This is a genomic window from Thermogutta sp., assembly GCF_014359955.1.
Taxonomy (GTDB): domain Bacteria; phylum Planctomycetota; class Planctomycetia; order Pirellulales; family Thermoguttaceae; genus Thermogutta.
On the sequence record NZ_JACIYL010000103.1, the window covers coordinates 1 to 9,092 of the forward strand.

Sequence of the window (9,092 nt, forward strand, 5' to 3'; positions counted from 1 at the left end):
GATTAACTTTCTTCTCAAGTGCGTGATCGGAATCCTCTTCATGATGGCCCTTCGCTGGACACTTCCCCGACTGAGAATCGACCAAATATTGAGTATGTGCTGGAAATATTGCTTTCCACTGACGGCACTCTGCTTAATCGGAGTGACGATTTGGATGCTCGCGTTTCCAGATGGAGTCCTTGGCATTGGGCATCCTAAAACGGAAACGACCGACTTTATTGTTCACGTTGTAAAAAGCATGGCAGAACATTAGTCAGTTGCTTGTTATGGACGCGACCGCTATTTTCTTCTGGTTATTGGCTGCCCTGGCTGTGGCGGGCGCTCTGCTGGTGGTCATCACGCCGCACATTGTGCACGCGGCGGTGGGGCTCATTCTGGCACTGAGCGCCGTCGCCGGACTGTTTTTTCTGGCCGGTGCAGAGTTCCTTGGCGCCATGCAAATCATGATCTATGTCGGCGGGACGGTTGTGCTGCTGGCATTCGGCGTAATGCTCACGGCTCGGCTGACCTTCGTACGCATGCGGACGACCGCCGATCAGTGGGTCATCGCCGTTCTTCTGGCAGCGCCCCTCGCCATCATTCTGCTGCAGTCTGCGTGGGCTTACGGGCATTTACGATCGGCCCAGGTGTCATCGGAGACAAGATCGATGGAGGCCGAAGCTGTCTCGGCGACGGATCTCGGCCTTGCGTTAGTGGGGGTCCGCCCGCAGGTCGATGGAGCAAGTGGATTAGACCCCCGGAGTGCGTCAAACCGTGCGACCATGGACGGCTATATTCTGCCCTTCGAGTTGGTGTCCGTCCACCTGCTGGTGGTGATGATAGGGGCGGCCTACCTTGCCAGACGGCGAACGGAATAAATAGGTTGTTCAGTACGGACAGCATCCCGCAGCCTCGGGACACAATACGAGCAGTCAAGTCGGTTTCTAATATGAAAGTTAGTATGAGAGATTGAACAGTCACGGGCATACACACGCAATCATCGGGAGACGATAGAAACAATGATTCTGGCCGGTATACTGAGCCCCATTACAGTGACTCATTATTTAGTAGTGGGCATCATCCTGTTTGTCTGCGGAATCGTGTGCCTCGTTGTCAAGCGGAATATCATCGCAATGTTGATTGGTGTGGAGCTCATTTTAAACGGAGCCAATATCAATCTGGTGGCGTTTTCCAGCCCGCAACTTTTTGCCTCGGGAACGGCGCCCCTACTGCTGGATGGTCAGGTCTTTGCCCTGTTTGTCATGATCCTGGCTGCAGCGGAGGCCGCTGTAGCCCTGGCCATTGCCCTTCAGTTTTATTCGCGGTTCGGAACAGTTGACGTTGACCAAGGTGGTCAGTTGAACGGCTGACATACTTTGATTGGCGGAGTGCTGAACACTTTATGGAAGCGATTTTACCACAGCTCCTGCTGGCTGCCTGGCTCTTGCCGTTGCTGTCGTTCGTTGTCATTCTCCTGGCCGGAGCACGGATGGGAGAAGGTGGACGCGGTGCCGGTTATCTGGCGACCCTTGCCGTTGGAGTTTCCTGTGTTCTTTCGATCATTGCGCTGGTGTGGTGGTTGGGACATCATCCGCTCGGGGGGCACGGCGGGCACTCAGAAGTTCTGACGGGAGACTGGTACACCCTGGCCCAGTTCGAATCCCTCCGCTTCAGTGTGGGCTACTATGTGGATTCGCTGACGCTGGGCATGTTCGTCATGGTCACGTTTATCGCTTTTTGGATCCATGTCTATTCTTTCGGATACATGCATGAAGAACTCCATGACGTTCACGATCCGTTCGTTACAGGTGCCGACGGCCGGAATCTGGTCAGGCCCGGGCGGTTCCATCGTTTCTATCAGTATTTATCCCTATTCTGTTTCAGTATGCTGGGCCTGGTCGTCGCGAACAATTTATTTATGGTTTTTGCCTTCTGGGAATTGGTCGGCATCTGCTCCTATTTTCTCATAGGGTTTTACGTGGAACGGCCCTCAGCGACGCTGGCCAGTAATAAAGCCTTTATTGTGAATCGTGTGGGTGATTTTGGAATGATTATCGGGCTGGCCACCTTCCTTTTTGCGTGTGGGACGCTCCACTATGCGATGCCCGGGAATGCGTCGGAACATCACCCGGGGCTTTTTTCGATAGTGAAAGACGCGACCAATCAGTTGCAGGACAAAAATAATGCTGCATCGTCCCATGAAGGCACGCCTACCAACGTCGGCCACGAGAAGGCGGGAGGAAGTTCCGGGCTGGAAACAGCGAACAAAATTGAGAGAAACCGCGCATTGACGCCCGTTCTGTTGACGCTGGCAGGGCTTGCGCTCTTTTGCGGGTGTATCGGAAAGAGCGCCCAGTTCCCCCTCCATGTCTGGTTGCCAGACGCGATGGAGGGTCCGACGCCGGTCAGCGCGCTCATCCATGCGGCGACCATGGTGGCTGCCGGTGTGTATCTCGTCGCCCGTATTTATCCACTTTTAACTGCGGATGCCCTGCTGGTGGTCGCGCTCGTGGGAACGATCACGCTTTTTCTGGCGGCGACGATGGCGGTGGTGGCGACTGATATCAAGCGAGTGCTGGCTTATTCCACGATCAGTCAGTTGGGATACATGATGCTGGGGCTGGGAGTCGGTGGCTGGGTGGCAGGACTTTTCCACCTTTTCACCCATGCGTTTTTCAAGGCTCTTTTGTTCCTCGGCTCAGGGTCGGTCATCCACGCCTGCGGAACGAATGAGATGCCTGCGATGGGGGGCTTGTGGCGCAAGATGCCCTGGACGGCCGCAACGATGCTGGTTGGGTGTCTGGCCATTTCCGGGGCAGGAATTCCCCTGGTTATTGGATTAAGCGGCTATTATTCGAAGGATGCCATACTGGCGCAGACCTTTCTTTTCCACCGGATGAATCCGCTCTTCGGCTGGATGTTCTACGTGGCGTTGGGTGTGGCGGGGGTCACCGCGTTTTATATGTTCCGGCTATGGTTTCTCGTTTTCTGGGGAAAGCCGCGTGACGAACACGTGGCCCATCATGCCCATGAATCACCCAGAACTATGGTGGCGGCTCTGGTGGTGTTGGCCGTCCTCTCTGTCGTATCGGGGTGGACCGTTCCAGGAACAAGCTGGGGTATCACGTCGCTCCTGGAGCAATCCCGTGTGACACCGGCCACGGAAACAGGCACGTTGCAGAGTGCGGTGGCGCTGCGAATACCCGACGAACACGCCTCGCACGAACACACCATTCACGCCTGGGTATCCGGACTGGCGTTTCTGGCCGCCTTGATAGGTTTTGGCATTGCCGCGGTATTTTATGGAATCCGATGGTTGGATCCGGAAGACGTCCGCCAGCGATTCCGGGGCGTCTGGGAATTGCTTGCGCAGCGATGGTACATCGACCAGATTTATGACGCGGTCTTCGTCCGCAACGCGCTTCGTCTGGCGGCGGTGGCCGCGTGGATCGACCGAAACATTATCGACTGGCTCGCAGACCACGCGGCGCTTTCCGTCCGACGTCTTTCGCAATGGGATGACTGGATCGATCGTATCTTCGTGGACGGCGCGGTAAACGCCCTGGCGGCGGGCATTTACGATATGGGAATTCGTCTCAGACGGTGGCAGGCGGGAAAAATTCGCGTTTATATCATGTGGATAGTGATCGGCATTGTGGCGCTCTTTATCATTGGAACGATCTATTTGGGAATTGGCGCGAATATTTCGCGTGGATGATCGTATCCTCCAGCAAGGTATAGTCATTAGCGGCTGAAATTCAGGAACTTCAACACTGGTTTGATGGCGAATCCATAGAGGGTTGCTCATGGCGGGTTTGATCTTTCTGAGTGCGATCGTTTTTCTGCCGGCACTTGGGGCGTTGATCCTCCTGTTCTTCCCGGCCTCTGCAGAGACGGCCATCCGGCGGATCACTCTGGGAATCACGCTGGTGGTTTTTCTGATGACGCTGCGGCTGGTCTTCCCGGGAGACGGTCCGGCCGGGGAGACGCTCCTGGAAAGGAGCATCCACGATGTACGTTTCGTCGCCGGTGAACCGGGCTACCAGCACGCATTGGCGGTGCCCTGGATTCGTTCCTTCAATATTGAATATTTTCTGGGAATAGATGGGATCAGTCTTCCGCTGGTTCTGTTGACATCTTTCCTGTCCCTTCTCGCCGCTGCTGCGAGCTGGTCCGTTACAAAACATGTCAAGGCGTACAGCGTGCTCTTTCTCCTGCTGGAGACGGGAATGCTCGGCGTCTTCCTGGCACTGGACTTCTTTCTTTTCTATGTATTCTGGGAAGTCATGCTGTTGCCGATGTACTTTCTCATCGGTATCTGGGGAGGACCACGGAAGGAATATGCCGCGATCAAATTCTTTCTATTCACGCTGGTGGGAAGTGTTCTCATGCTCATCGCCCTGCTGATGCTCTATTTTGCCAGTGATGTGCGGAAACTACCGGAAGAGGCTCGGCGGCAGAGCCTGCTGTCCTCGGAGGTCATGGTGAAATCGCTTGCTCCCGGCGACAAGCCGCTTCACACCTTCAACCTGGTGGCGCTGGCAAAGCTCGGACAGATGCCGGATTCCCCATTTAATGAACCGGCATGGTTGGGAAAATCGATCGCGTGGTGGGCGTTTTTACTGTTGCTGGTCGGATTTCTCATCAAGGTGCCCTCGGTACCCGTTCATACGTGGCTTCCCGATGCACACGTAGAGGCACCCACGCCGATTTCGATGATCCTGGCGGGGATCCTCCTGAAAATGGGCGGTTATGGCATCATTCGCATCTGTTACCCGATTTGCCCCCAGGGCGCTTACGAGCTGGCCTGGTTTGTGTGTGGGCTGGGGGTGGTGAGTATGGTCTACGGCGCCCTGGCGGCCATGGCACAGCAGGACTTCAAACGCCTTGTGGCGTACAGTTCCGTCAGCCACATGGGCTATGTGGTGCTGGGCCTTGGTGCCTGGAGTCTCGTTCCCGGGGTGTGGGACACACAGTACTGGAAAATGGGGATGAACGGGGCGATGTTCCAGATGATTGCGCATGGGATTTCGTCCGCGGGCATGTTCTTTATGGTCGGCGTGTTGTACGACCGAGTTCATCATCGCGACCTCGACAAGTTCGGGGGTATTTTCGGAAAAATGCCCGCCTACACGGCCCTGGCGATCGTGATTTTCTTTGCAGCGCTGGGACTACCGGGTCTTTGTGGATTTATTGGCGAAGTGTTGGTCATATTCGCGGCATTCAGCTATAGTCGCGTGCTTGCCATTATTGGGGCGTCGGTGGTTATTCTAACAGCCGGATATATTCTGTGGACGGTGCGTCGAGTGTATCTCGGTGCAGAGTACCGTGGACCGCACGCCGAGGCGCTGACGCCTTTGACACTGCGGGAGTTCACGGTGGGGGCGACTCTGGCTGTAGCCGCTGTGGTTTTCGGGGTGTTCCCACAGACGGTGTTTCACTACATGGCCCCCAGTGTGAATCGCACCGTTGACGAGATGGCTCAGTGGATGAAAGCGGTGTCCGTCAATGTGGTGGAATCAGCCGCAGAAGAAACTCCTGAAAAAGTTAGACATGAATCGACGGTCGTTCTTGACAATCTGAGCAGCGAGGTCCTGGAGGCTGGTTCGCAGCGGTGAGTAAAAAGGCATCGATGAAATAGTCGCTGAAAAAAGATGAATGAGCTTCTTGAATTGATCACCCAGATTGAACAGAATCTCGCCGTATCGGTACGGCTGTGGATTCCCGAAATATGCCTGGTGGTGACGGCGATCGCTCTTTTGCTGCAGAGGATGGTGTTTCCCGCCTGGCGGCGTGGGGCATCCTTCATCATGTTCGTGGGATCCGTCGCCGCGCTTGCGGTGCTGATCTGGCAGGTGGCGGGCCAGTCTAACGCTGCCGGTTCCGTGGGAGCGTTTCTGGACGTGCTGAGATTGGACCAACTGGCGGCGTTCCTTCGCGGACTGATCCTTCTTTTTGCTGTCTTATTCAGCGTTCTGACCTGGCTGACCCACTGGCCGCGCATTGAAGATAGAGGCGAGTTCTATGTACTGTTCCTGGGGTCGGTCATTGGCATGTGCACGATGGTTGCCGCCGAGAATCTCCTTTTGGTATTTCTCGGCATGGAAATGGCCAGTTTACCCTCCTACATTCTGGCTGGTTTTGAAAAGCGAGAACGGCGCGCCGGTGAAGCGGCCATGAAGTTCGCCGTGTTTGGCGCTGCCATGGCTGGGGTGATGCTGTATGGCCTGAGCCTTTTAGGGGGATCGCTGGGATCGCTCGATTTGCCGACCATGAGGGCGAATTTGACTGCCTTGGCGAGTCACCGTGACTTGCATGGGCATGGGTTGAGCCTGATTCTTGGGACCCTCATGGTAGTGGCCGGGATTGGCTTCAAACTTTCTGCCGTGCCCTTTCACTTCTGGTTGCCGGATGTATTTGAAGGGGCGGCTGCGGAAGTCGGCGTTTTTCTCTCGGTGATCTCAAAGGCTGCGGCTCTGGGGCTGCTCACACGGTTGTGTCTGACACTCCTGGGGACCGACCAGGCATCAGCCGCAGGGTTGCCGGGGCCCCTCATTCCGTTTGTTGTGGGAACACTCTCACTCCTGGCCGCCGTCACCTGCACTTATGGAAATTTGGCAGCCTACGGACAAACCAATTTCAAACGCCTCCTGGGGTATTCCACCATCGCGCATGCAGGTTATCTCGTGATGCCGGTGGCGGCTGCGGTGGCGGCGTTACCTGTCAGCCAGGAAACAGCCCGCTGGGCCGTCGCTTCGATGTTGTTTTATTTGGTTGTGTACATGTTCATGAATATTGTGGCGTTTGCAGGTGCGGCGTTCCTGTCACGCGGAGCCCCTGGAGAAAAGATTGAGAACTATTCCGGCTTGGTGCGGACAGCGCCCGGGTTTGTTATCTGTCTTGCGATCACTTTGTTCAGCCTGGTGGGATTGCCGCCGCTGGGTGGGTTCGCAGGAAAATTTGCCATCTTCGCCAGCTTGGCTTCCGCACAACTCTGGGCGCTACTCGTGGTGGCCGCGGTGAATACCGTTTTCAGCCTCTTTTATTACGTGCGTGTGGTGAAAGTCATGGTCCTGGATCCGGCAGCCCAGTCCCTGAGTTTTTCCCTGCCGCTGTCGTCCCCTCAGGGGATGTTCCTGGTACTGACAACGGCGCCAGTGGTGCTGCTGGGAATCCTATGGCAGCCGGTGTTTGATCTGGTATGTCGGGCGGCCGGTTGTCAGTAAAACGGCGGCATAGACAGGTTTAGTGTTTCACATCCAGTGACGATATACGACACGGTTATAGATGAAACGATATATCGCCAGGTGGCAAATAGGGCGAAGGCTGTCGTGAAAGGCTTCCGGGTTTACGGATGGCGAGGGTTGATCATCACAAATCAAACACAGCGCTGGCAATGACCGACGACGCAACTGGTAACAGAGTACCTCTCACGAACGCTTTGACACACCTGATGCGGCGACTGGGACGGTCGCTGGCGGTTTATGCGATGCAGGCCCGGCCCTGGGTCCCGTACCGACGGGAAGAGCTCTGGGAACTGCTGGAGGAAATCGCTTCTCAGCACCGAGAATGGGCGGAGTTGCTGGCAGAGCAAATCACAGCCGGGGGCCGAATGATCGAACTGGGGCCTTTCCCCTCGACTTACACACGCTTTCACGATGTGAGTGTCGACTTCCTGGCCATTCGTATTCTCGATGATTTACGAGAAATACGATCGCTGGCCGAACAGGCAGAGCATCTTACCGGAATCGATCCGGAGCTGGCTGCTCTCCTGACACGAATTCGCAGCGGTCTGAGCGACCAAGCGACCAGCCTGGAAAAGGCGCTCATCCAGGCCAAGATTCTTGCCGCTCAAACGTCCGATTCAGCTTGACACTCAAATCCAGCACGAGGCAACTTCTCACGGCAACTCGGGAGCCTCCCATGTGGTTCGACACCCACGCGCACCTGTTCCTCTTGGAAGGTCATCACGCTTCGGAAACACATCCGACGGCGACGCTTTCTGAGGTCGTCCAGACAGCTTTCGATCAAGGTGTCACGCGGATTCTTTGTGTGGGAATCGATGTGGAAACGAGCCGGCGCAGCGTCAATCTGGCGCACCAGTTTTCCGGTCGAGTGTGGGCTGCCGTGGGAATCCATCCGAATTCGGCCAGCGGCGCGTCCTCGGCGGATTGGGATGAGATCGTGGAACTGGCGCGGGACAATTCCGTAATCGCCGTCGGTGAAACGGGTCTCGACTGGTATCGTGACTATACACCGCCTTCCGTTCAGGTCGAATGGTTTGAGAAACACTGGTTTCTGGCGCAGGAATTGGGAAAACCCCTCGTGGTGCACTGTCGTGATGCGGAAAGGGATATGACGGAGATCCTTTCCCGCTGGACACGTGAAGGGACGGTCCGGGCGGTCATGCACGCGTGCGCCGCGCCGTGGGAAATTGTCAGCCGATGGCTGGACTGGCAAGGAGTTGTTGTCAGTTTTGCGGGGTCAGTGACATACAAAAACACGAAATTTGCGCCCCTTCGAGAAACAGCACAGCGCGTGCCCGCAGACAGAATCCTGGTCGAGACCGATTGTCCGTATCTAGTGCCGGAACCCTATCGTGGGCGGGTCAAGACGTCTGTGCCCTTGCATGTGAAAGACACTGGTCAGTTTTTAGCGAAGCTGCGGGGCGTGTCACCCGAGGAGCTGGCCACTCAGACCACGGAGAATGCGCTGAGGACGTTTGGTATTTCCCCTCAACAGGAGGGCTCTTGATTGACCTGGAGAATGCGGTCCGTAATAATCACAAGGGCGATTTGTCGCGGCGCTTACGTCTGGCGACAGTGTGTTCACCTGGTGTGTTGGTCCCAGGTGCGTGGAGGGGAGCCGCTGGCGAGACGCCGGTTGGCAGATGACGGAAACTGATCCTCGCCGTTGCAAAAGGCTTGGGGGGACCTCTTGAAAACACGCAACATGCGATTTGAGCGGCCCATTTGTTTTGTATTTTCATCACGGTGATTTTGGGCTGCTATCACCCGGGAAGAAGAATGTCGATTGTCTTCTAGAACGGTGACTCGTCGGAATGCACGACCATCGCTTGGAATCTTTTACGGAAGGTCCGGCCCCCGCTTGGG

General features: G+C 56.0%; 8 protein-coding genes. All 8 read left to right on the forward strand.

Translation table 11 applies throughout. From position 1 onward, the window contains the following. Positions 1-253 (forward strand): NADH-quinone oxidoreductase subunit H (locus H5U08_RS05100; RefSeq protein ID WP_297030936.1); only part of this gene is annotated, 253 nt, incomplete at its 5' end. A gap of 13 nt (positions 254-266) precedes the next feature. Further along, on the forward strand, positions 267-857 hold the full coding sequence (locus H5U08_RS05105; protein WP_297030938.1) for an NADH-quinone oxidoreductase subunit J: 591 nt from the start codon (positions 267-269) through the stop codon (positions 855-857). 159 nt (positions 858-1,016) lie between these two features. Continuing rightward, on the forward strand, positions 1,017-1,349 hold the full coding sequence (gene nuoK / locus H5U08_RS05110; protein ID WP_366494078.1) for an NADH-quinone oxidoreductase subunit NuoK: 333 nt from the start codon (positions 1,017-1,019) through the stop codon (positions 1,347-1,349). A 32-nt stretch (positions 1,350-1,381) separates the two neighbouring features. After that, complete coding sequence (gene nuoL / locus H5U08_RS05115; protein ID WP_297030942.1) at positions 1,382-3,697, forward strand: NADH-quinone oxidoreductase subunit L; 2,316 nt, start codon at positions 1,382-1,384, stop codon at positions 3,695-3,697. An 88-nt stretch (positions 3,698-3,785) separates the two neighbouring features. Continuing rightward, a complete protein-coding gene (locus H5U08_RS05120) occupies positions 3,786-5,597 on the forward strand; it encodes an NADH-quinone oxidoreductase subunit M (protein WP_297030944.1) in 1,812 nt (603 codons plus the stop codon). 36 nt (positions 5,598-5,633) lie between these two features. After that, entirely contained in the window at positions 5,634-7,205 is a 1,572-nt protein-coding gene (locus H5U08_RS05125) for an NADH-quinone oxidoreductase subunit N (protein WP_297030946.1), read from the forward strand. A gap of 227 nt (positions 7,206-7,432) precedes the next feature. Continuing rightward, positions 7,433-7,852: a hypothetical protein gene (locus tag H5U08_RS05130; protein WP_297030948.1), complete on the forward strand. Its 420-nt coding sequence runs from the start codon at positions 7,433-7,435 to the stop codon at positions 7,850-7,852. 50 nt (positions 7,853-7,902) lie between these two features. Next, positions 7,903-8,733, forward strand: coding sequence for a TatD family hydrolase (locus H5U08_RS05135; RefSeq protein WP_297030950.1), 831 nt, complete (start codon positions 7,903-7,905; stop codon positions 8,731-8,733). Positions 8,734-9,092: the final 359 nt, after the last annotated feature.

Bases quoted from the DNA above. Each gene is read 5' to 3' on its own strand.
- H5U08_RS05135 (WP_297030950.1), top strand. From the start codon at position 7,903: ATGTGGTTCGACACCCACGCGCACCTGTTCCTCTTGGAAGGTCATCAC.
- nuoL (WP_297030942.1), top strand. From the start codon at position 1,382: ATGGAAGCGATTTTACCACAGCTCCTGCTGGCTGCCTGGCTCTTGCCG.
- H5U08_RS05130 (WP_297030948.1), top strand. From the start codon at position 7,433: ATGCGGCGACTGGGACGGTCGCTGGCGGTTTATGCGATGCAGGCCCGG.
- H5U08_RS05120 (WP_297030944.1), top strand. From the start codon at position 3,786: ATGGCGGGTTTGATCTTTCTGAGTGCGATCGTTTTTCTGCCGGCACTT.
- H5U08_RS05105 (WP_297030938.1), top strand. From the start codon at position 267: ATGGACGCGACCGCTATTTTCTTCTGGTTATTGGCTGCCCTGGCTGTG.
- H5U08_RS05125 (WP_297030946.1), top strand. From the start codon at position 5,634: ATGAATGAGCTTCTTGAATTGATCACCCAGATTGAACAGAATCTCGCC.